Origin of the sequence: Streptosporangium sp. DT93 (assembly GCF_049844535.1) — a bacterium.
Lineage (GTDB): Bacteria > Actinomycetota > Actinomycetes > Streptosporangiales > Streptosporangiaceae > Streptosporangium.
This window is the reverse complement of record NZ_JBNCLF010000078.1, coordinates 1-470: the sequence shown is the minus strand read 5'-3', so window position 1 is coordinate 470 and position 470 is coordinate 1. Positions and strand designations below refer to the sequence as shown.

Below are 470 nucleotides of genomic sequence, written 5' to 3'. Positions count from 1 at the left end.
CCTTCGCCCCCCTCCTGGCCGGCGCCACCATCATCAGCGCACCACACACCGTCTTCGCCGACCCCGCCGCGTTCACCGACCTGCTCCGCGCGGAACAGGTCACGTTCACGTTCGTATCACCGGCGGTTCTGGCGCTGCTGAACCCGGCACAACTGGCTGACAGCGGGCTCCGGGGAATGGTCTGCATCGGTGCGGTGCTCGCGACCGAACTCGCCAACCGCTGGTCGCGACCCGGATTCGCGCTCCACAACGGGTACGGACCCACCGAGACCACCGTGACGTGCACCAACTACGTGTGCCCCGGCACGCCACTGCGAGGCCCGGTGCCCATCGGCACCGCCATGCCCGATCACCGCGTGTACGTCCTCGACAAGGGCTTGAGGCCGGTACCGGTCGGGATATCGGGTCAGCTCTATATCGCCGGGGCCGGTCTGGCTCACGGCTACCTCAACCGGCCCGGTCTCACCGCG

1 protein-coding gene is annotated in these 470 nt (G+C 68.7%); it reads left to right on the top strand.

Features of this window, described 5'->3' with window-relative positions:
* Nucleotides 1–470: AMP-binding protein (locus ACLQ2R_RS39560; protein WP_425966549.1), on the top strand; the 470-nt coding region annotated here is incomplete at both ends.